The organism is Baekduia alba, from assembly GCF_028416635.1.
GTDB classification, from domain to species: domain Bacteria; phylum Actinomycetota; class Thermoleophilia; order Solirubrobacterales; family Solirubrobacteraceae; genus Baekduia; species Baekduia alba.
This window is the reverse complement of record NZ_CP114013.1, coordinates 4070709-4090478: the sequence shown is the minus strand read 5'-3', so window position 1 is coordinate 4090478 and position 19770 is coordinate 4070709. Positions and strand designations below refer to the sequence as shown.

Annotated in this window: 22 protein-coding genes; 11 read left to right on the top strand and 11 right to left on the bottom strand. The window is 71.3% G+C overall.

Annotated elements, in window-relative coordinates; all coding sequences use genetic code 11:
• Positions 1-170 precede the first annotated feature (170 nt).
• Complete coding sequence (locus DSM104299_RS20530) at positions 171-1070, top strand: MBL fold metallo-hydrolase (RefSeq protein ID WP_272473522.1); 900 nt, start codon at positions 171-173, stop codon at positions 1068-1070.
• Here DSM104299_RS20530 and DSM104299_RS20525 read toward each other — a convergent pair.
• Positions 1067-2155: an alanine racemase gene (locus tag DSM104299_RS20525; RefSeq protein ID WP_272473521.1), complete on the bottom strand. Its 1089-nt coding sequence runs from the start codon at positions 2153-2155 to the stop codon at positions 1067-1069. The genes DSM104299_RS20530 and DSM104299_RS20525 overlap by 4 nt on opposite strands.
• A complete protein-coding gene (locus tag DSM104299_RS20520) occupies positions 2152-2514 on the bottom strand; it encodes a RidA family protein (RefSeq protein WP_272473520.1) in 363 nt (120 codons plus the stop codon). Before DSM104299_RS20520 ends, DSM104299_RS20525 begins: the two co-directional genes overlap by 4 nt.
• 94 nt (positions 2515-2608) lie before the next feature.
• Here DSM104299_RS20520 and DSM104299_RS20515 point away from each other — a divergent pair, with 94 nt between their 5' ends.
• From DSM104299_RS20515 to DSM104299_RS20500, 4 genes are all read left to right on the top strand, one after another.
• Positions 2609-3430 (top strand): SDR family NAD(P)-dependent oxidoreductase, encoded by an 822-nt coding sequence (locus DSM104299_RS20515; protein WP_272473519.1) that lies wholly within the window; start codon positions 2609-2611, stop codon positions 3428-3430.
• Positions 3427-4218, top strand: a complete 792-nt coding sequence (locus DSM104299_RS20510) for an IclR family transcriptional regulator (RefSeq protein WP_272473518.1) — start codon at positions 3427-3429, stop codon at positions 4216-4218. Before DSM104299_RS20515 ends, DSM104299_RS20510 begins: the two co-directional genes overlap by 4 nt.
• A 98-nt stretch (positions 4219-4316) precedes the next feature.
• Positions 4317-5150, top strand: a complete 834-nt coding sequence (locus tag DSM104299_RS20505; protein ID WP_272473517.1) for an endo alpha-1,4 polygalactosaminidase — start codon at positions 4317-4319, stop codon at positions 5148-5150.
• Between the two features lie 57 nt (positions 5151-5207).
• Positions 5208-5987, top strand: coding sequence for an IclR family transcriptional regulator (locus tag DSM104299_RS20500; protein ID WP_272473516.1), 780 nt, complete (start codon positions 5208-5210; stop codon positions 5985-5987).
• A 15-nt stretch (positions 5988-6002) separates the two neighbouring features.
• Here the strand turns inward: DSM104299_RS20500 and DSM104299_RS20495 are convergent, their stop codons facing one another.
• The 7 genes from DSM104299_RS20495 to DSM104299_RS20465 are packed head-to-tail and all read right to left on the bottom strand — an operon-like array spanning position 6003 to position 12964.
• On the bottom strand, positions 6003-6593 hold the full coding sequence (locus DSM104299_RS20495) for a response regulator transcription factor (protein ID WP_272473515.1): 591 nt from the start codon (positions 6591-6593) through the stop codon (positions 6003-6005).
• 11 nt (positions 6594-6604) lie between these two features.
• A complete protein-coding gene (locus tag DSM104299_RS20490) occupies positions 6605-7807 on the bottom strand; it encodes an ABC transporter ATP-binding protein (RefSeq protein WP_272473514.1) in 1203 nt (400 codons plus the stop codon).
• Between the two features lie 2 nt (positions 7808-7809).
• Positions 7810-8631, bottom strand: a complete 822-nt coding sequence (locus tag DSM104299_RS20485) for a carbohydrate ABC transporter permease (protein ID WP_349294596.1) — start codon at positions 8629-8631, stop codon at positions 7810-7812.
• The gene (locus tag DSM104299_RS20480; protein ID WP_272473512.1) at positions 8631-9587 is read right to left on the bottom strand and encodes a carbohydrate ABC transporter permease; all 957 of its coding nucleotides are present in this window, start codon (positions 9585-9587) and stop codon (positions 8631-8633) included. The genes DSM104299_RS20485 and DSM104299_RS20480 overlap by 1 nt, the downstream gene beginning before the upstream one ends.
• Positions 9584-10879 (bottom strand): ABC transporter substrate-binding protein, encoded by a 1296-nt coding sequence (locus tag DSM104299_RS20475; RefSeq protein WP_272473511.1) that lies wholly within the window; start codon positions 10877-10879, stop codon positions 9584-9586. The genes DSM104299_RS20480 and DSM104299_RS20475 overlap by 4 nt, the downstream gene beginning before the upstream one ends.
• 13 nt (positions 10880-10892) lie before the next feature.
• Entirely contained in the window at positions 10893-11654 is a 762-nt protein-coding gene (locus DSM104299_RS20470) for an SDR family NAD(P)-dependent oxidoreductase (protein WP_272473510.1), read from the bottom strand.
• Positions 11651-12964, bottom strand: a complete 1314-nt coding sequence (locus DSM104299_RS20465; RefSeq protein WP_272473509.1) for an alpha-glucosidase/alpha-galactosidase — start codon at positions 12962-12964, stop codon at positions 11651-11653. The genes DSM104299_RS20470 and DSM104299_RS20465 overlap by 4 nt, the downstream gene beginning before the upstream one ends.
• Before the next feature lie 112 nt (positions 12965-13076).
• Here DSM104299_RS20465 and DSM104299_RS20460 point away from each other — a divergent pair, with 112 nt between their 5' ends.
• Positions 13077-13844, top strand: a complete 768-nt coding sequence (locus DSM104299_RS20460; protein WP_272473508.1) for an IclR family transcriptional regulator — start codon at positions 13077-13079, stop codon at positions 13842-13844.
• 58 nt (positions 13845-13902) lie between these two features.
• Positions 13903-14829: an endo alpha-1,4 polygalactosaminidase gene (locus tag DSM104299_RS20455; RefSeq protein ID WP_272473507.1), complete on the top strand. Its 927-nt coding sequence runs from the start codon at positions 13903-13905 to the stop codon at positions 14827-14829.
• A 683-nt stretch (positions 14830-15512) separates the two neighbouring features.
• On the opposite strand, the gene DSM104299_RS20450 is transcribed toward DSM104299_RS20455, so the two are convergent.
• Positions 15513-15656, bottom strand: a complete 144-nt coding sequence (locus tag DSM104299_RS20450; protein ID WP_272473506.1) for a hypothetical protein — start codon at positions 15654-15656, stop codon at positions 15513-15515.
• Between the two features lie 12 nt (positions 15657-15668).
• Positions 15669-16103: a MarR family winged helix-turn-helix transcriptional regulator gene (locus DSM104299_RS20445; RefSeq protein WP_272473505.1), complete on the bottom strand. Its 435-nt coding sequence runs from the start codon at positions 16101-16103 to the stop codon at positions 15669-15671.
• Positions 16104-16173: 70 nt separating this feature from the next.
• Here DSM104299_RS20445 and DSM104299_RS20440 point away from each other — a divergent pair, with 70 nt between their 5' ends.
• From DSM104299_RS20440 to DSM104299_RS20425, 4 genes are all read left to right on the top strand, one after another.
• Positions 16174-17100 (top strand): LLM class flavin-dependent oxidoreductase, encoded by a 927-nt coding sequence (locus tag DSM104299_RS20440; protein WP_272473504.1) that lies wholly within the window; start codon positions 16174-16176, stop codon positions 17098-17100.
• A gap of 447 nt (positions 17101-17547) precedes the next feature.
• Positions 17548-17913: a RidA family protein gene (locus DSM104299_RS20435; RefSeq protein WP_272473503.1), complete on the top strand. Its 366-nt coding sequence runs from the start codon at positions 17548-17550 to the stop codon at positions 17911-17913.
• A 134-nt stretch (positions 17914-18047) separates the two neighbouring features.
• Complete coding sequence (locus DSM104299_RS20430; protein ID WP_272473502.1) at positions 18048-18719, top strand: SDR family oxidoreductase; 672 nt, start codon at positions 18048-18050, stop codon at positions 18717-18719.
• A 182-nt stretch (positions 18720-18901) separates the two neighbouring features.
• Positions 18902-19765 carry a cyclase family protein gene (locus tag DSM104299_RS20425; protein ID WP_272473501.1) on the top strand — a complete coding sequence of 288 codons (864 nt, stop codon included), beginning with the start codon at positions 18902-18904 and terminating at the stop codon, positions 19763-19765.
• Positions 19766-19770: the final 5 nt, after the last annotated feature.

The window sequence follows — 19770 nt, the reverse complement described above, 5'->3', positions numbered from 1 at the left end:
AACGGTCCATTGCGGGCTGGCGCAGCTCGTCGCCGTCCTGGACGGCGACCGCGGGGACGCCGTCGAAGGCGATGGTCGGGTAGCGCATGTGCGTGTGGGCCTTCCGGGGGAGCGAGGGGTCGGCCGGCGTTGTATCAGATAAGGTTCAGAAGATGGAACCGCAAGTTCATATGAATGAACCGCTGGTCCGCGAAGTCGCCCGCGGGATCCACCGCGTGACTTCGCCGCTGGGCGCGCGCAGCATGGCGCAGTGGGTCGTGCGAGGGCCCGAGCGCATCGTGCTCGTGGACGCCGGCGTCGCGAGTACGCCCGACGACGCGCTCGTCCCGGCGCTGGCGGAGCTCGGGCTGACGCCGGGCGACCTGACCGACATCGTGCTGACCCATGCCGACGTCGACCACTACGGCGGCAGCGCGCGGCTCCGGGAGCTGGCGCCCAGCGCCCAGATCCGCGCCCACGGGGCCGACCGGCCGCTCATCGAGTCCTTCGCCGCGATCGCCGACGGGCGGTACGGCTGGTACCGCGCTCACGGGCTCGACTACGACGCCGCGACGTGGGCGTGGCTGCGCGACGCGGCCGGGCCAGACACCGCGCTGGACGGGGACCTGGTCCCCGGCGAGGTGATCGACGTCGGCGACGGGCTGACCCTGGAGGTGCTGCATCTGCCCGGCCACTCTGCAGGCCACGTCGGGCTGTGGGAGCCGCGCTCGCGAACCGCGATCGTCGCGGACGCGGCGATGGGCGCGGGGTTCATCGCGCGCGACGGCCGTCTGCTGGCGCCGACGCCCTACACCGACGCTGACGCCTACACCAACACGATCGACGCCATCAGGTCGCTCGGCGCCGAGCATCTGGAGACCTCGCACTTCCCCTCGCTCGACGCGGCGGCCGCCGTGATGCACCTCGACGCCACGGCGCGCTTCGTCGCCGCGGTCGCCGCGTTGACCCACGACGCCCCCCATCTGTCGCTCGCCGAGCTCCTGCCCGCCGCCGACGCCACCCTGGGTCCCTTCCCCGAGGCTGCCGTCGAGCTCGCTCGCAGCCTCGGCGCGCACCGCGACATCCGCTAGCGCACCGCGCCGCGAGCGATCAGCGGCAGCTCCTCCACGACCTCGTCCCCGCGCGCGGCGTACAGCCGATCGTGGAGGTTGACACAGGTGCAGGCGTGGTTGGGGATCAGCCGGACACGGTCGCCGACGGCCCAGGCCCGCTCGCTGCACGTGATGTCGCAGACGGCGTGTTCCTCGTTGACGAACACCACCTCGACCTCTGGCGCGCCGACGATCTCGGCGGCGCCGGTCAGCCCGCGCGGCGGAGCGGCTTCCGACAGCGTCTTGCTGCCGGCGTCGAGCACCATCCGCCCGGACACGGCGACCGACACCACGGTCGCGACCACGGTCAGGGCGATGTCGTGCGGCCCCCAGACGTCGCCGCGGCCATCGCCGCGGTCCAGGAAGACGTAGTTGCCCGGGCGGACCTCGGTCAGCGACGAGCGAGCGGCGTGCAGCGCGGTCGACGTCGAGCCGCCCGAGACGCGCTCACTGTTGAGCCCCGCGCTCAGGAGCGCGTCGCGCGCCTGCGCGAGCAGCGCGTCGGCCGTGGCGAACGCCGCCGCCGGGCCGCCGTCGGCGTCGCGCGCGTGGCCTGGATAGCCAGAGATGCCGACCAGCCGCAGGCCCGGCAGCGCGTCGACGGCACGGGCCACCGCCAGCGCGTCGCCCGCTGGAACGCCGGTGCGGTGCAGCCCGACGTCGACCTCGACGAGCACGTCGGCCTCCACGCCGCGGCGGGCCATCGCCGCGGCCAGCGGCGTGGCCGCCGCCAACGAGTCGAGGGCGACCGTCAGCCCGACCGCGCCCGCGACCTCGGCCAGCCGCCGCGCCTTGGCGTCGCCGACGCTCGGATAGTGCACCAACAACGGCCCCAGGCCCCGGGCCGCGAACGCCTCGGCCTCGCTGGACTTGGCGACGGTCAGCCCCGCGGCGCCGTCGTGCAGCTGGCGGCGCGCGATGGCCTCGGTCTTGTGCGTCTTGGCGTGCGGCACCACCGCGAGCCCGTGCTCCCGGGCATACGCGGCTACGCGCGCGATGTTGTGCTCGACGCGGTCGAGGTCGACGACCAGCGCCGGCGTCTCGAGGTCGCCGACGGCGGTCAAGGCAGGAACGCCACGCAGTCGATCTCGACCTTGATGCCCATCAGCTTCGCGCCGACCGTCGTGCGCGCCGGGCGCGGCTCGTCGAAGAACTCCATGTAGACGGCGTTCATCGCGGCGAAGTCGTCGAGATCCTCCAGGAACACGCCGACGCGCGCGACGTCGGCGAACGACGCGCCGGCGTTGCGCAGGACGACGCCGACGTTCTCGAGCGTGAGGCGCGTCTGCTCCTCGATCGTGCCCTCGACGACGACGCCATCGCGCAGCGGACCCTGTCCGGAGACGAAGAGCTGGCGCCCGGAGGCGATGATCCCGGGGGTGTACGGGCCGGCGGGCGCGCCGCCGCTGACGGGTTCTCTCATGGTCGCCGACGCTACACCACCTTCGCGTCCGATACGATTCGCAGTTCGCATGGGAGAACCAATAGTTCTCCAGATCGAACCGACAGGAGAAGCTGTGGCCGGCCGACTGCAGGGCAGGACCGCGATCGTCACGGGAGCGGGTTCCGGCATCGGACGCGCGACCGCGGTCGCCTACGCCGCCGAGGGAGCCAACGTGGTGCTCGCCGAGCTGGTGCCCGAGCGGGCCGAGCGGATCGCCGCCGACATCGCCGTCGCCGGCGGCGTCGCGGTGGCCGAGCCGGTCGACGTCACCGACGCCGACGCCGTCGAGCGCCTCGTCGTCGCGACCGTCGCGCGCTTCGGCGCCGTCGACGTCCTCGTCCACTCCGCCGCCAACGTCCCGCTGGTCAACGACCACGACGCGCGGCTGACCGAGCTGGACCCCGAGGTGTGGTTCAAGATCATCGACTTGTTCCTCAACGGCACGTTCCACGTGTGCCGCTTCGCGGGCCGGCAGATGATCGCGCAGGGCGGCGGCTCGATCGTCCTGGTGGCGACGACCGACGCGCTCGTGGGGGTCGCCGGCCTGGACGCCTACACCGCGGCCAAGGGCGGCGTCGTCGCGCTGACGCGCTCGTTCGCGGCCGGCATGGCGCCGGACGGCGTCCGCGTCAACGCGATCTGCCCGAGCTTCGTCTCAACCGAGCCGCAGAAGGAGTGGCTGGAGGACCCGGCGTCGCAGGAGACGATCGACCGCCTGCACCTGCTGCCGATCGCCACGCCGGAGCAGATCGCGCCGCTGGCGCTGTACCTCGCCTCCGACGAGTCGGCCGTCATGACGGGCACCGTCCTGCCCGTCGACAGCGGCTACACGGCGTTCAAGGCCAACCTCGACGTGATGGGCGCGATGCGGGTCGGGCAAGATCAGTCCTCATGAGCCCACGGGAGCGCACCGGCGCGCCGGCGGCGGTCAAGTCCGCCGACCGCGTGATGACGATCCTCGACCTGCTCGGCGAGCGCCACGCGATGACGTTCAGCGAGATCGCCGCCGCGCTGGAGCTGCCGAAGTCCTCGGCGCACAGCCTGCTGGCGACGATGACCGAGCGTGGCTATCTCGAGCTCGACCCGGAGCGCCGCACGTATCGGGTCGGCATCCGCGTCTGGCAGCTGGCCCGCACTCGCCGCGACATCGAGGAGCTGCGCGTCCTGCTCGAGCCGATCATGGACCGGCTCGGCGCGGAGACGACCGAGACCGTCCAACTCGCGCGGCTGGAGGGGTCGGAGGTCGTCTACCTCGCGATCATCGAGGCCGCGCACCCGATGAAGTTGATGTCGACGGTGGGCGCGCGCCTGTCCGCCCACGGCAGCGGCGTCGGGAAGGTGCTGCTCGCCGCGCTGCACCCCGACGACGCCCGCGCGCGGTTGGAGCGGGCGGTGCCGTTGACGGCGCTGACCGAGCACACGATCACGGACCCCGACCAGTTGATGGTCGAGCTGGAGCGCGTGCGCAAGCGTGGCTATGCGACCGACCAGGAGGAGTTCGCGGTCGGCCTGCGCTGCGTGGCGATGCCGGTCGTCGACGGCGACGGCCGCACCGTCGCCGCGATGTCGGTGTCGATCCCGACGCCGCGCTGGAGTCGCGAGGTCGCGGCGCAGGCGCGCGAGGCGCTGGCCGAGGCGACGGCGTGCGCCCATGGCCTGCTGGCAGGGGGCCGTTCGGGCTAGTCCGAACAGGGTCCGCTTGACGCCTGCGCCGCCCGGCGCCTACGGTCATTCCTGTACCCGGGATAACGTTCCACTACTAGGAATCCATAGGAGAGATCATGTTCCACACGTTGGTCCGGCGCGCGGCGATCGCCGCGGGCTCGGTGCTGTGCTGCCTCGGCATGGCGAGCGCCGCCTCGGCGACCGTCACGCTGCCACCCGTCAACGGGCAGTTCGACTACCAGATCGGTGGTGCCTACACACCGCTGGCGTCGGTCGCGATCGTCGACCGCGATCGCCTCGTGGCACCTGCATCGGGCAAGTACAACATCTGCTACATCAACGCGTTCCAGGCGCAGCCGGACGACGCGGCGTGGTGGAAGGCCAACCACGACAACCTGCTGCTCAAGACGGCGGCGGGCAAGTACGTCATCGACCCGGACTGGAACGAGATCCTGTTCGACACGCGGACCGCCGCCAAGCGGACCGAGCTCGCCGGGATCCAGGCCGGCTGGATGACCGCATGCGGCACGGCGGGCTACCAGGCGATCGAGCCCGACAACCTGGACTCGTGGTCGCGGTCCAAGGGCCTGATCACCACGGCCAACAACATCGCGTTCGCGACGCTGCTGGCCCAGAGCGCCCACGCGTCGAACCTGGCGATCGCGCAGAAGAACACGTCCGAGATCGCCAACCAGGGCAAGAACACGATCGGGTTCGACTTCGTCGTGGCGGAGGAGTGCCAGCGCTACACGGGCGACTACGGTCGTGAGTGCGACGACTTCATCCACTACTACGGCAACCAAGTCTACGAGATCGAGTACACCGACAACGGCGGCGTGGCGAACTTCAACACCGCCTGCACCGCCCGCGGCGCGTCCATCTCCGTCATCTACCGCGACCGCGACGTCGTCCCGTTCGGGGCGGCCGGCTACACCTACCAGTACTGCTGATCCACGCATCCGTTCCCTGCCCGGCGGCCGTACGGCCGCCGGGCTAGGATCGCGCCGATGGCCGCCGGAGAGGGACACGCGAGCGTCGACCGGGCACTGCGCGTGCTCCGGGTACTGGGCAGCCGCGGCGGCGGCTTCACGCTCGACGAGCTGTCAGGCGTCACGGGCATCCCGAAGAGCACGCTGCACCGAACGCTCGGCGCGCTCAAGGACGGCGGCTTCGCGGCTCAGCCGGTGCCCGGCGGGCCGTACACCATCGGCGTCGAGCTCCTGGCCGTCGCCTTCGGCTTCTACGACCAGCTCGACCTGCGCGGCCTGGTCCATCCGCTGCTGGTCCGGGCGCGCGATCGCTGGGACGAGACCGCGCACGTCGCGGTGCTCGACGGCGCCGACGTCGTCTACCTCGACAAGGTCGAGTCGCGCCAGCCGCTGAAGCTCAGCTCCGCGATCGGCGGGCGCAACCCGGCGCACGCGACCGGCCTGGGCAAGGCGCTGCTCGCCTGGGCCTACGCGGACGACGACGCGCTGGCGGGATGGCTCGAGCGGACCGGCCAGCTCGCGGCGCGGACGCCGCGGACCATCGTCGACGGCGCCGCGCTCGCGCGCGAGCTGGCCACCGTGCGCCGGCGCGGCTACGCGCTGGAGTCCGAGGAGAGCGAGCTCGGCGTGCGCTGCGTCGCGGTGCCGATCTTCCTCGGCCACGCCACGCCGAGCTGCGCGCTGAGCCTCGCCGCGCCGGCCCAGCGCATGGCCGCAGCCGACCAGCGGGCGATCGGCGACGCGCTGCGCACGCTGGTCGACGAGGCGCTCGGCTCAGCGCACGACGCCGGCTCTTGAGGGCCGATCGGGCGATCAGGCGATCAGCCCGAGCTGCTGCGCTCGACGCACCGCGTCGGCGCGGTTGCGCGCCGCGAGCTTGCGGAACGTGGTGCTGGCGTGCTGCTTGACGGTGTGCGGCGAGAGCTCCAGCCGATCGGCGATCTCGCGATTGGTGGCGCCGCCGGCGATGTGGCGCAGCACCTCGCGCTCGCGCTGGGAGAGGACGTGCTCGGCGGCCGGCGGTCGCCGCGCGGCGACCGCCCGGCCCAGCCATGCGCGGCGCACCGCCTCGACGATCGCCGGGCCCGACGCGGTCGCGCTGACGACGCCCACGGCGCCCGCGGCGCGGACCGCGGGCGCCAGCGCTGTCGCCGAGCCGTCGGCAAGCAGCAGCGCGCGCGTCGTGGGGCTGACGGCGTGCAACCGCCGCGCGACGACGGGGCCGGCCTCGTCGCCGAGGTCGACCGCGATCAGCGCGACGTGCGGCTCGCTGCGGCGGGCGATCGCCAGCGCGTCGTGGCCGTCGCGCGCCACGAAGCAGCGCGAGATCCACGGCGTCTCGGCCAGCAGCGTGCGCGCTCCGGCGCGGACGAGCTCGCGCCGCTCGACGATCAGGACCCGCACGCCGCCACCGCTCAGCGCACGCCCGCCAGCATGGCGTCGCGGACGGCCAGCGCGTCGCCAGTGGCGGGGTCGAAGGCGTGCAGCTGGCTGCAGTCCACGCGCAGCGTCATCGCATCGCCGGTGCGGACCGGCAGCCGTCCGTCGAGCGCGGCGACGAAGCGCGTGCGCTCGTCGTCGGCCAGTAGGCGCGCGTCGCCGGCCGCGTCGGCGTCCTCGGCAGCGAGCACCGCGTCGGCCGTTACGCGCGGTGCGTCCAGCGCGAACGACGCCTGCACCTCGTCGCCGAGGTGCTCGACGAGGCCGAGCTCGACGCGCATGGTCGGCCAGTCCGGGTCCGCGCGCGGGCCGTCCGCCACGAACGCCGCAGGGCGGATGCCGAGGATGACACGGCCGCGCCGGCCGAGCAGTGGCGAGCCCTCGGGCAGCGCGAGGCGGTGGCCGGCGAAGTGGACAGCGCCGCCCTCGACCTCGGCGTCGACGAGGTTCATCGCGGGGGAGCCGATGAACGCGGCGACGAAGAGGTTGCACGGCCGCTCGTAGAGCGCCTGCGGGTGGTCGCACTGCTGAACGACGCCGTCGCGCAGCACGACGACGCGGTCGCCGAGCGTCATCGCCTCGACCTGGTCGTGGGTCACGTAAACGGTCGTCACGCCGAGCCGCCCATGCAGCCGGGCCAGCTCAGAGCGCATGGCGTGGCGCAGCTTGGCGTCGAGGTTGGACAGCGGCTCGTCGAGCAGGAACGCCGCGGGCTCGCGCACCAGCGCGCGGCCGATCGCGACGCGCTGGCGCTGGCCGCCGCTGAGCTGCGCGGGGCGGCGGTGCATCAGCTCGCCGAGGCCGAGCATCGTCCCGACCTCGCCGACGCGCTGCGCGATGACGTTCTTGTCGGTCTTGCGCTGCTTGAGGCCGAAGCCCAGGTTCTGACCAACGGTCATGTGCGGGTACAACGCGTAGTTCTGGAACACCATCGCGATGTCGCGGTCGGGCGGCGCCACGTCGGTGACGTCGCGGCCGGCGATGTGGATCTCGCCGCCGGTGACCTCCTCGAGACCGGCGATCATGCGCAGCAGCGTCGACTTGCCGCAGCCCGACGGGCCGACGAGGACGGCGAACTCGCCCTCGGCGACGTCGAGCGACACGTCGCGCACGGCGGTGACGCCGTTGTCGTAGGTCTTGGCCACCTGGCGGAGGCTGATCCCGGGGGTGGAGGTCATGGTCATCCCTTCACGGCGGTCGAGGCGATCGAGCGGACGAACGCCCGCTGGGCGGCAAGGAAGGCCAGCAGGACCGGCAACGTGGTGAGGACGTTGGCGGCCATGATCGCCGACTGGTTGGTCTGGGCCCGGCTCTTGAAGCTCGCGATCCCGAGCGGGAGCGTGTCGTGGGCCTCGCTGGAGATCGCGATTGCTGGCCACGACACGTCGTTCCAGGTCAGCAGGAACGTGACGATCGCGACGGTCGCCAGCGCCGGGCGCGCCAGCGGGAGCACGATCGCCCACAGGATCTTCCATCGCGAGCAGCCGTCGATCCACGCGGCCTCCTCGACCTCGCGCGGCAAGGACAGGAAGAACTGGCGCAGGAGGAGCACGCCGAAGGGCATGACCAGCGACGGGACGATGATGGCGCCCAGGGTGTCGATGAGCCCGAGATGCTCCATGATGATGAACGTCGGGATCAGCGTCAGCTGGAACGGGACGATCAGCGTCGCGACCATCAGCCCCAACAACGCTTTGGACCCGCGGAAGTTCAGGCGGGCGAACGCATAGCCCGCCGTCGAGCAGAACACCAGGTTGCCCACGACGCAGACGAGGCTGACGATCGCCGAGTTCAGGAACCACGTCGGCAGCGCGGCGTTGTCGAACAGGTAGTTGTAGCCGTCGAGGTGCAGCGACCCGGGGATGATCGTCGGCGGGAAGCGGTTGAGCTGCGCGTTGTTCATGAACGAGCTCAGCGCCATCCACGCCAGCGGCGCCGCCAGCAGCGCGCACACCGGCGCGAGCACCAGGTGCCACGGGTCGAAGGGGAGGCGGCGGCGGATCACGCGGTCTGCTCCCGCCGGCGCTGACCGAGCCACGCAAGCGCGGTCAGCGCCATCAGGCCGCCGGCTACGACGTAGGACGCGGCCGCGCCGGTGCCGTAGGCGGAGTCGCGGATCGAGCGGTAGATGTAGTACACGACGACGACCGTCGAGTTGCCGGGGCCGCCGGCCGTCGAGCCGTAGACGATGTCGAAGAGCTGGATCGCGCTGACCGTCTGCCAGAGCACGAGGAACACGAGGACGGGCGCCAGCGCCGGCAGCGTGACGTGGCGGAACGTGCCCCAGCGGCGCGCGCCGTCGATCGACGCCGCCTCCGACAGCTCCTTGGGGACGTCCTGCAGCGCCGCGAGGAACACGACCGCGCAGAAGCTCACACAGCTCGTGCCGGCCCACAGGCTGGCGACGACCAGCAGCGCCAACGCCTGCCCGCCGTCGGCGAAGAACGGCTGCGGACCGATCCCGACCGTGTGCAGGAGCGCGTTGGCGACGCCGAACTGGTCGTCGAAGATGAAGGAGAACAGGACGCCCTGGATCGTGGCGCTCACCACGACCGGGACGAACGCCAGCGTGCGGTAGATCCCGATGAACCTGATCCGCCGGTTGAGCGCGAGCGCGAGCGCGAGGCCGCCGATGATGCTCAGCGGGACGAACGCCGCCGCGTAGATCAGCGTGTGCTTGATCGCGCCCGAGAACGCAGGGTCGTCGAACAGGTCGGAGTAGTTGCGCAGCCCGACGTACTTGGTGGTCTCGGCGATCGGGTCCTTGTCCTGGACGCTGAGCAGCGCCGACCACGCGACTGGGACGATCGCCAGCCCGACGATGATGATCGCCGCCGGCAGGACGTACAGCCATGCCGTCGGCGTCTCCCCGAGGAGCCGCTGCAGCGGCCGGCGCCGCGGCGCCGGCCGCGCCGCGGCCTCGGTGGGCCGCGGCGCCTGGGCGAAGACCGTGCTCACGAGCCCGACAGCGCCTTGTTGCCGCCGTCGACCGCGCGCTTCTGCGCGTCGCCGGCTGACTGCTGGCCGAGCAGGACGCCCGCGACGGCCTGACCCACGGCCTCCGAGAGCTTCGGGTATGCCTCGATGACCGGGCGCACGCGGGCGCTGTCCAGCGCGTCGACGAACGCCGGCAGGCCGGTCAGCTTGGCCACGTGCGCCTTCCAGACCGGCTGCTCGGCGCTGGAATGGCGCAGTGGGAGGCTGCCGGCATCGATGTCCCAGACCGCGTCCTGCTCGGGCGCGGTCAACCACTTCAGGAACTCGGTCGACGCCTTTGCGCGCGCGTCGCTGTTCTTGAACACCATCCAGGTGTCGGGGCCGGAGATCGTCACGGGGGCGCCGCCGAACGTCGGCATCGGCGCAACGTCGTAGTCGACCGCCGACGCGCTGATGACCGGCAGCTCCCATGGCCCTGTCGGGATCATCCCGAGGCGGCCCGACGTGAACACGCGGTACGTCTGGTCGCTACCGACCGTCTTGTCGACGTAGACCGACTTGTCGTCCTGCGCCATGGCCTGGACCTGGGCGAACGCCTGCTGGCCGCTGGCGCCGCCGTAGCCGGCCGACTTGCCGTCGGCCGAGAGGACGTTGCCGCCCGCGCTCCAGACCAGCGGCCACAGGCGCCAGGTCGTGTCCTCGTCGCCGACCCCCGGCCATCCGGTCCCGAACCGGCCCTTGGCCTTGTCGGTCAGCGCCTTGGCGTCTGCGCGGTACTCGTCCCACGTCCAGCCCGCCTTCGGCGTGCGCAGGCCGGCCTGGGCGAACAGCTTCTTGTTGTAGACGACGGCCAGCGAGTCGATGAGCGCCGGGATCGCCCGGACCCTGCCGTCGATCGTCACCGCCTCTCGCGCGGGCGGGAAGAAGTCGTCCCAGTTCCAGCCGGCGCCCTTGACCGTCGCCGTCATGTCCAGCGCCTTCGGGCTGCGGGCGAGGTTCGCGACGTTGGGCCCGAACGTGTAGACGATGTCGGGGTACTTGCCGCCGGCCAACGCGGCTGTCGTCTTCTGCAGCAGCGAGTCGGCGAGCGACCCGACCTGCGAGTCCACCTTGACGTCCGGGTGCGTCTTGTTGAAGTCGGCGACCAGCTTGTTGATGACCTTGGCCGCCGATTGGTTCTGGCCGTGCCAGAGCGTGATCGTCACCGGTCCGCCGCCGGCGCCGTCGTCGCTGCTGGAGCCGCCGCAGCCGGCGGCGCCGATCGTCGCGGCGGCGAGCACCGCCGCGATCCCGAGGGTCCTTCGCATCAGCATCTCTCCGCTCCTCCTACGCCATGCCCAGCAACTCGCCGCCATCGACGACGAGGTCTTGCAACGTCACGTGGTCAGCCGCTGGCGACAGCAGGAAGGCCACGGCCTCCGCCACGTCGTCGGTCGTCGCGACCCGCCCGTCCGGGATGCGCGGGCGCATCGCCTCCGGGCTGCCGAGGGCCAGGTCGGCCACCGTCATGTGGTCGGCTGCCACCTCGCGCATCATCGGCGTGTCGGTGATGCCGGGGCTGACGGTGTTGACCCGCACCCCTGCCGGCGCGACTTCCATGCCCAGCACGCGCAGCGCGTGTCGCACGCCGGCCTTCGAGGCGCAGTAGCCGACTTGCCGCATGCGTGGCATCCGCGCCGCGATCGACGCCACCGCGCAGATCGACCCACCGCCGTTGGCGGCCATGCGCTGGGCGTAGGCCTGGGCGGCGAAGTAGGTGCCGGTGAGGTTGACGCCGAGGATGCGCTGGAACTGCTCGGGGGTGATTTCCAGCGCGGGCGCCGCGACGAACGCCCCGGCGACCAGCGCGACGCGCTCGGCGTCGGCGGTCGTGGAGGCGAAGGCGTCCAACGCGGCGTGGTCGGTGAGGTCGAGCGCGTGGCCCGTCACGTCATGGCCGCGCTCGCGCAGCTCCTCGGCGACCCGGCCGACGCCGGCGCCGTCCAGATCGGCGAGGATCAGCCGGTCGGTGTAGGACGCCTCCGCGAGGCGCCGGGCGGTCGTGGCGCCGATCCCGCGCGCCGCGCCGACGACGACGGTCGTGCTCATCGCGCCACCGCCGTCGTCCGGCGGATGCCCTCGGGCAGCGCGTCCCCGTGCGCCTCGATCATGTCGTCGACCAGGGCGGCGATGCCCTCGAGCGTCAGCGTCGCCGAGGTGTTGGGGTCGAGCATCGCGGCGTGGAGGACGTGCTCACGCCGGCCCTCCAGCGCGGCCTTGATCGTCAGCTCGCCGACGTTGAGGAACGTGCGGTTGAGCGCCGCGCACTGCGCGGGCAGAGCGCCGACCTTCGTCGGCTGCAGCCCGGCGTCGTCCACCAAGCAGGGGACCTCGACGCACGCGCCGTGGGGCAGGTTGTCGATCAACCCCTCGTTGCGGACGTTGCCATAGACGGTGCGGACGCGGCCCGTCTCCATCGAGTGGATGATCTGCGGCGCGTACTCGATGCTGGGCTCGACCGGCAGCGGCTCACCGGCGGCGATCGCGGCGCGGACGCGCGCGTGCTCGTCCAGGTTCTCCAGGCTCTCCTGCACATAGCAGCCGGGTTGCAGGCGGAAGCGCTCGAGCATGTCGTCGTGGCGCATGAACCACGGCAGGTACTCCGAGGAGTGCTCGCTGGACTCCGTCGGGAAAAAGCCGAGCCGCCGGTACATCTCGACGCGCACGTGGCGTTGGAGGCCGTCGGGGTCGCGGGCGATGGCCTCGTCGAGCAACGGGTAGAGGCTCTCACCGGCGCGCTCGAAGCGCAGGATCCAGGCCTGGTGGTTGACGCCCGCGCCGAGGAACGTGACCTCCTCGAACGGCACGCCGACGTACTCGGCGAGCTGGCGCGTCGTGTTCTGCACCGAGTGGCAGAGGCCCACGACCTTCTTCTGCGGGGTGCCCTCGGCGATCGCCCAGCAGAGCATCGCCATCGGGTTGGTGTAGTTGAGCAGCCACGCGTTGGGACAGACCTCGGCCATGTCGGCGGCGATGCCCTCGAGCACGGGGATCGTGCGTAGCGCGCGGAAGATGCCGCCGATGCCCAGCGTGTCGCCGATCGTCTGGCGGACGCCGTGGCGCAGCGGGACCTCGTAGTCGACGACCGTGGCGGCATGGCCGCCAACCGCGATGATGTTGATGACGTAGTCGGCTCCGTCCAGCGCGGCGCGCCGGTCGAGGCTCGCCTCGACGACCGGATGGGCGCCCGTCTCGCGCGCCGTGGCGTGGGCCACGGCGATCGCGGTGTCGAGCCGCTCGGAGTCGATGTCGTGCAGCGCGATGGTCGATCCGGCGAGCTCGTCGAAGCTGAGGATGTCGCCGAGGAGCATGCGCGTGAACGTCGCGCTGCCCGCGCCGATGAGCGCGATCTTGGCCATGTGGGTGGGGAGCCTCTCCTGTGGGGTCAGTTCAAACATGTGAACCATAAGTTCAGCCTGTTAGATTGACCGTACACGGGCCAGCGGTCCGTGGCAACCCACCTGGAGAGCCATGGCCGCCACGTCGTCCGCCCCCGTCAAGTCCGCCGACCGCGTCCTCGCGGTGCTCGACCTGCTCGCCGAGGCGGGCCCGCTGCGGTTTGCCGAGCTGTGCGCGGCGCTCGGCCTGCCGAAGTCCTCGACGCACGGGTTGGTGGCCACGATGTCCGCCCGTGGGTACCTGCGGCGCGACCGCGAGGGGCGCTTCGCGCTCGGCCTGCGCGTATGGGAGATCGCTCAGTCGGCCGACGGGATCGCCGATCTGCGCGCGGTCCTGCAGCCGCTGATGGCGGCGCTGCGGACGCGTACGGAGGAGACGGTGCAGGCCGCGCAGCTCGACGGCGTCGACGCGGTGTACCTGAACGTCTGCGAGTCACCGCACCCGATGAAGCTGTCGTCGCGCGTGGGCTCGCGGCTCCCAGCCTACGCCAGTGGGCTGGGCAAGACGCTACTCGCCGGGCTGGACCCCGACGACGCGCGTGCGCGCCTGGCCGTCGTCGAGCGCCGGCCGCTCACGCCGCGCACCGTCGTCGAGCTCGACACGCTGATGGAGGACCTCGACGTCATCCGCGCGCGCGGCTTCGGCACCGACGATGAGGAGTTCGCGATCGGCCTGCGCTGCGTCGCGATGCCGATCCGCGACGCCGACGGCGAGGTCGTCGCCGCGATGTCGGTGTCGATTCCGACGCCGCGCTGGACGAAGGCGATCGGCGCGTCGGCGCGTCGTGCGCTGGCCGAGACGGTCGCCGAGGCCGCGCGACGCCTGGCCATCCCCCATTGAGCGGATCGACCGCGTGAGCCGCTTGGCGCGGCGCGCGGGGCGGCGGATGCTCGCCGCCATGACCTCCCGGATCCGCTCCGTCCTCGCCGCGCTGACGTTGGCCGCGGCCCTGTTCTGCGTCGCCGCGGCCGCGGCGACGGCCGACACCACCAACTACAAGCGCCCGCCGCTGCACGCCCGCTTCCAGTACCAGCTGCAGCCCGTCGCGGGGCACGACGCGACCGGGGGCTACAACATCGACATCTGCGCGCCGGCGGCGCTCGGCGGCCCATGCGTGCGGCCGCAGGTGTGGGGCATCGACCTCTACGAGGCCGACGGCGTCACCCCCAACCGCCGCGCCGTCCAGGCCATTCACGCCCGCGGCGGGTACGCGCTCTGCTACATCGACGCGGGGTCGATCGAGAACTACCGGCCCGACTGGGCCGAGTTCAAGGCGTGGGACGACACGCACGGCCACAGCCTCATCGGCAAGCCCTACAGCGAGCTGTTCCCGGAGGAGTTCTACGCCAACGTGAACAACGACCGCGGTCAGCGCGACTTCCTGCTGGCGATGCAGGAGCAGCGCATGCGCAAGTGCGCCCGGGCCGGCTTCGACGCGGTCGACCCCGATGTGGTCGATGCCTACGCTGCGGGCGCGGCGGAGACGGGCTGGGAGATCTCGGCCGGGACGCAGCTGGTGTTCAACCGCGCGCTGGCCCGCACGGCGCACCAGCTCGGGATGGCCGTGACCCTGAAGGCCGACCTCGGCCAGACGCGGGAGCTCGTTGGTGACGTCGACATGGCCGTCAACGAGCAGTGCTTCCAGTACGACGAGTGCGACGCGCTGCGGCCGTTCGCGCGGGCGGGCAAGCCCGTCTTCGAGATCGAGTACGACGTCGCTCCGCTGGCCTTCTGCCCCAAGGCCGTCTTGTTGTACGGGTTCAACGCGGCCAAGAAGGACACCGACGAGATGTTGTACGACCTGCCCTGGACGCCGTGTCTGTAGCAACGCGCGGGCTCGTCACCCTCGCCGAGACCGTCGGCCTGACGACCGACTCCGACGTGCTCGAGGCCGATCGCCGCGACCAGGCGGCGCCGGACCAGCCGCAGCGTCGCCTCCGTCACGATCCCGAGCGTCCCCTTCGAGCCGCACCGGAGCCCGACCAGGTTCGACGCGGCGCAGGCCGCCGACGGGCGCGCCGCTGGCTGGCTGGCCCGACCGGAGACCTGGAACTGCGGTGTTCGAGGCGTCGCGGCGCACAGCCGGAGAGTCGCGCCCTAGCCGGTCGCCGACTACCCTCAGGCACTCGCAGTCCGGGAGTGCCTGGACTGCTGAGGATCGTCGAAAGTCCGCGGCGATCTCGGTCCGGCTAGCCCGGCCGGTTGCTCGATGAAGTGCCTGTAAATCAGCATCATTGCGGCGCGCGGAGCGGATGCTTGTGGTCCAGGCGGTCGGGGGTTCGAAGTCCCCTCGCTCACCCTTCAGGCGAAGCCCCGCACATGGCGGGTTTCTTCGTTGTCGGGTCTCGTGAGCATCGACGCGAGGCGGACGCTGGTTCAGGCACCAGGGTCTTCGATACCGCTCGACGGCTGCCCTCATGGCGCGGATTGCCGGCGATTACCGACGATTCGGGGCGTTCCAGGCACTCGCGGAATCCCGGTGCCTCCAGGGCGTCGCCTCCGACGACGTCAGCGTATCCGGGCCGCTGTCGTCGGTGTGCAGGCGCCGTCGACGTCGCGTCCCGGCAGGTCCTCGAGGATCGTCTGGAGAGCGACGATGACCGGCTCATCCAGCGCGGCGTCACGTCTGAGACCGATCTCGATGGGCGGCATGCGGGCGTGTTGTCAGGCCGGTTGGTCGCCGAGCAGTGCGCCGAGGATCGATCTCAGCCGACGCGCGTCGGTCGCGCTGAGACCGCTCAGGAAGCGGTCTTCCACGGCATCGCCGATCCGGGTCCCCTCGGCGAGGACCCGCTGCCCGCGACGGGTGAGCGCCACCACGTTGCGGCGCCGGTCGGCGGCATGTGGCTTGCGCGCGACCAGGCTCCGGGCCTCCAGCGTGTCGACCAACCCGACCATGGTCGTGCGATCCAACCCGAGACGCTTGGCTGCCTCGGCCTGCGAGCTGGGCTCGTCGGTGTCGAGGACCCGGAGTACGGCGAGCTCGCGCCCGTCGACGCCGAGCGGGCTCAAGGCCTCGGACAGCTGCTCGGCGTGGCGGAGGTAGCTGTGCTTGAGCAGATAGCCGAGGCGGGGCGGCGGTTGAGGCGTCGTCGACATCGACGTAAGCGTACTCCGACTGATCGTCAGTGAGGCTGACGATCAGCCTGGCAGACGCTATGGTGCGCCCATGTCTTCGCCCCTGGACGCTCCGCTCAGCTTCGGCATCAAGACCGTCCCCGTCGGCGTCGGCTACGAGGATCTGCTCCGGGTGTGGCGCGAGGCCGACGCGATCCCCGCTGTCGAGCACGCGTGGCTCTGGGATCACCTCCTGCCGCTGTTCGGCGATCCGGGCGCCCCGGCGTTCGAGGGCTGGACCCTGCTTGCCGTGCTCGCCGCGCAGACCCGCCGGCTCCAGGTCGGGCTGATGGTGGCGAGCAACCGCATCCGGCCGCCGGCGGTCCACGCCAAGATGGCCGCAACGCTTGACGTCATCACGGGCGGACGGCTCGCCTTCGGCATCGGCGTCGGCGCGACGGGCGGGCCCAGCACCGCTGCCGGCCAGGAGCTGGCCGACCGGGAGTTCGGTGCCTACGGCCTCGAGCTCGTCTCACCCACCCGCGGGATCGCCGCCCTCGACGAGGCTTGCACGATCGCCCGGCGGCTCTGGACCGAACCCGACCCGTTCGACTTCGCTGGTGAGTCCTACATGTTGGTCGGAGCGCGCTGCGAACCCAAGCCCGTGCAGCGGCCTTACCCGCCGATCGTGATCGGCGCCTGGGGCCGCAGAACGCTGGCGGTCGTGGCCCGCCACGCCGACATCTGGAACGTTCCGGGTCCGCCGCACAACACGGTCGCCTTCCTGCGCGAGCGCGCCGCCGTCTTGGACGAGCACTGCGCGGCGATCGGCCGTGACCCGTCGAGCATCACGCGCTCGACCCAGGTGACGGTCTCCTACGACGACCCCGCGGCGACCCGCGGGCTCCTCGCCGAGCTGATCGACGCCGGCTTCCACCACCTCGTCCTCGGACTGCGCTCGCCCTACCCCGGCGAAGTGGCCCACTGGGCGGCCGCGGAGCTGATCGAACCGACCTGTCGCCAGCGGCGCCCGGCGTGACCGCTGGCCGCGTGGTCGCCTGTCGCTCAGCCGCTGCGACCACGGCGGCGTCGAACGCGGCCTACGAGTACTTCACCGTAGAGCTTCCGCTGTCCGGCGCCGTACGTGCCGCTTCTGCGCGGGCTCGGCGACGAGGCGTCCTGCACAACGATCGCTCCTTCGTGATGGAGAAGCGCAGGCGTTTGAGCGAACTCTCGACACGACCGTCGACGTGTGGACGCGCGTCCACTCCGGCAGCTTGGCGGGCAGCTCATCTACGTGCGCGCAACTGCGCCTGAGGGTTGGGTGTGGGTCCGCTAGGCTGCTGTCGCGGGTCGCAGGACGGATATCAAACATAGTGATCGATATCCATGTAATGAGCAGATTAACACAGTATTTGACATCAACGTCGTGCTGACGAGAGGATGGCTGAACATGCCGAGGCGAGAGAGCGTGGTCCCGAAGGGGATGGAGATCATCCACGAGCGGTTTGGCTATGCGCCGGCCGTCAAGGCTGGACCTTTTCTCTACATGGCCGGTCAGCTCGGCCGCGACGAGAACTTGAACGTCGTCGAAGGCAAGGAGGCACAAGTCGTTCAGGCGTTCGAGAACGTCAAGACGGTGCTGACCGCGGCGGGGCTGACGTTCGACGATGTCGTCGAGATGATGACCTACCACACCGATTTCAGCGAGATGCAGCTGATCATGAACGTCAAGGACCGGTACTTCACCAACCCGGATCGCCTCCCGGCGTGGACGGCGCTCGGCGTGACCGCCTTGGCGATGCCGGGGCTGTTCGTCGAGATCAAGTGCACGGCGTTGCTGCCCGATTGAGGGTGGAAGCGGCATCTGAGCTGGCACGCCTAGGAGGCGCGTGGCAGCCGCTCGAGCGCCTCGCGGATGGCCCGGACCGCCGTCGGCGCACTGAGCCACGGCAGCGCCCGCTCGCCACCATGAAAGGGCAGTGAATGAAGATCGTCATCGCTGGCGGCCACGGCAAGATCGCCCTCCGGTTGACTCGGCTCCTCGCCGAGCGCGGCGACGCCGTCGTGGGCATCGTGCGCAACCCCGGCCACGTCGAAGACATCAGACGAGCCGGCGGTGACGCCGTCGTGATCGATCTCGAGCACGCCACCGCCGACGACGTGGCCGCGACCCTCGTCGGTGCCGACGCTGTCGTCTTCTCCGCCGGCTCGGGCAACGGCGCTCCCGGCGCGCGCCGGGACAAGATGGACCGTGCCGCCGTCGTGCTGGTCATGGACGCCGCGGAACGGGCCGGTGTGCGCCGGTTCCTGCACGTCAGCTCCATCAACGTGGGCTGCGCCGACGACCGCAGCATCGGCGCAGGGTACGCCGTCTACCTGCGGGCCAAGCACGCCGCCGAACAGCACATCTTCGCCTGTGACGGGCTCGACTGGACGGTGCTGCGGCCCGGTGTGCTCACCGACGACCGCGGCGACGGCACCGTCGAGCTGACTGCCGGGAACGTGGTTGGACCCAAGGTCCCTCGGTTCGACCAGGTCGCCCGCGACGACGTTGCCGCCGTGCTCGCGGCGCTTCTCGACCGCCCCGACACCGCCGGCCGCATCTACGTGGTGGTCGGCGGCGAGACCCCGATCGAACAGGCGCTGGACGTCTAGGGCCCTTATCGAGCGCAGGCGGCTCCTCGGTCGGCCAGGGTTGACATCCGTCTCGGTCGAGACGGGTGCCGTCGTCGGGTCGAAGGCTCCGCGGTTCGCGGGCTGCGACCCGTCCGAACGTGCGGTGGTCGCGGCGTCCGCCACGCGCGACGATCGTGCGGTCGTCACGTCGAGGAGGGGTCATGAGCATCGAAGAGCGCGCGCGGGCCGATCGGGCCGCGACGGCGTTGGGCCGGATCGGCGCCGCGGAGACGCTGCGCGCGCTGACCTCGGTACGCGAGGGGCGCACGTACGACCTCGGGCTCGAGCTCGGCAGCGCGATCCCGCAGGGCAGCCCGGAGCACATGGCCGGCTTCCGCCTGAGCCGCTACCGGTCGAGCACCGAGACCGGCGCCGCGTACGGCTTGGAGTTCAGCAGCGAGATCGTCATCGGCACGCCCCACGTGTCGACGCACATCGACGCGCTCTGCCACTACGCGTTCGACGGGCGCATCTTCGGCGGCGCCAGCGTCGCCGACGTCCACACCGACTTCGGCTTCACCGAGCACGCGATGGAGACGGTGCCGCCGATCATCGGCCGCGGCGTCCTGGTCGACGTGCCGCTCCTGTTCGGCGTGCCGATGATCGCCGACGGGTTCGAGATCACGGCCGACCACCTCGCCGCGACCCTGGAGCTCCAGCGCACCGAGCTGCGCGACGGCGACGTGGTGCTCGTCCGCACCGGGAAGATCGCGCAATTCTTCACCGATCAGGAAGTCTTCATGAAGGCGCAGGGCGGCGTCGGACCCGAGGGCGCGATCTGGCTCTACGAGCAGGGCATGTCGGTGCTCGGCACGGACACGCCCGCCACCGAGCCGGCGCCGCATCCCGATCCGCGCGACACCACGCACAAGGCGATGCTCGTCGAGCGTGGCGTGCACCTGATCGAGAACCTCGCGCTCGACGAGCTCGCGCGCGACCGCATCTACGCGTTCGCGTTCGTGTGCCTGCCCCTGCGCATGACCGGGTCGACCGGCAGCTGGGTCCGGCCCGTCGCGATCGTCTGAACCAC

Excerpts from the sequence above, each read along its gene's own strand:
- DSM104299_RS20490 (WP_272473514.1), bottom strand. The coding sequence starts at position 7,807 with ATGACCTCCACCCCCGGGATCAGCCTCCGCCAGGTGGCCAAGACCTAC.
- DSM104299_RS20455 (WP_272473507.1), top strand. The coding sequence starts at position 13,903 with ATGACCTCCCGGATCCGCTCCGTCCTCGCCGCGCTGACGTTGGCCGCG.
- DSM104299_RS20500 (WP_272473516.1), top strand. The coding sequence starts at position 5,208 with ATGGCCGCCGGAGAGGGACACGCGAGCGTCGACCGGGCACTGCGCGTG.
- DSM104299_RS20465 (WP_272473509.1), bottom strand. The coding sequence starts at position 12,964 with ATGGCCAAGATCGCGCTCATCGGCGCGGGCAGCGCGACGTTCACGCGC.
- DSM104299_RS20470 (WP_272473510.1), bottom strand. The coding sequence starts at position 11,654 with ATGAGCACGACCGTCGTCGTCGGCGCGGCGCGCGGGATCGGCGCCACG.
- DSM104299_RS20445 (WP_272473505.1), bottom strand. The coding sequence starts at position 16,103 with ATGTCGACGACGCCTCAACCGCCGCCCCGCCTCGGCTATCTGCTCAAG.
- DSM104299_RS20450 (WP_272473506.1), bottom strand. The coding sequence starts at position 15,656 with ATGCCGCCCATCGAGATCGGTCTCAGACGTGACGCCGCGCTGGATGAG.
- DSM104299_RS20460 (WP_272473508.1), top strand. The coding sequence starts at position 13,077 with ATGGCCGCCACGTCGTCCGCCCCCGTCAAGTCCGCCGACCGCGTCCTC.
- DSM104299_RS20510 (WP_272473518.1), top strand. The coding sequence starts at position 3,427 with ATGAGCCCACGGGAGCGCACCGGCGCGCCGGCGGCGGTCAAGTCCGCC.
- DSM104299_RS20475 (WP_272473511.1), bottom strand. The coding sequence starts at position 10,879 with ATGCTGATGCGAAGGACCCTCGGGATCGCGGCGGTGCTCGCCGCCGCG.
- DSM104299_RS20530 (WP_272473522.1), top strand. The coding sequence starts at position 171 with ATGAATGAACCGCTGGTCCGCGAAGTCGCCCGCGGGATCCACCGCGTG.
- DSM104299_RS20425 (WP_272473501.1), top strand. The coding sequence starts at position 18,902 with ATGAGCATCGAAGAGCGCGCGCGGGCCGATCGGGCCGCGACGGCGTTG.
- DSM104299_RS20520 (WP_272473520.1), bottom strand. The coding sequence starts at position 2,514 with ATGAGAGAACCCGTCAGCGGCGGCGCGCCCGCCGGCCCGTACACCCCC.
- DSM104299_RS20430 (WP_272473502.1), top strand. The coding sequence starts at position 18,048 with ATGAAGATCGTCATCGCTGGCGGCCACGGCAAGATCGCCCTCCGGTTG.
- DSM104299_RS20435 (WP_272473503.1), top strand. The coding sequence starts at position 17,548 with ATGGAGATCATCCACGAGCGGTTTGGCTATGCGCCGGCCGTCAAGGCT.
- DSM104299_RS20440 (WP_272473504.1), top strand. The coding sequence starts at position 16,174 with ATGTCTTCGCCCCTGGACGCTCCGCTCAGCTTCGGCATCAAGACCGTC.
- DSM104299_RS20505 (WP_272473517.1), top strand. The coding sequence starts at position 4,317 with ATGTTCCACACGTTGGTCCGGCGCGCGGCGATCGCCGCGGGCTCGGTG.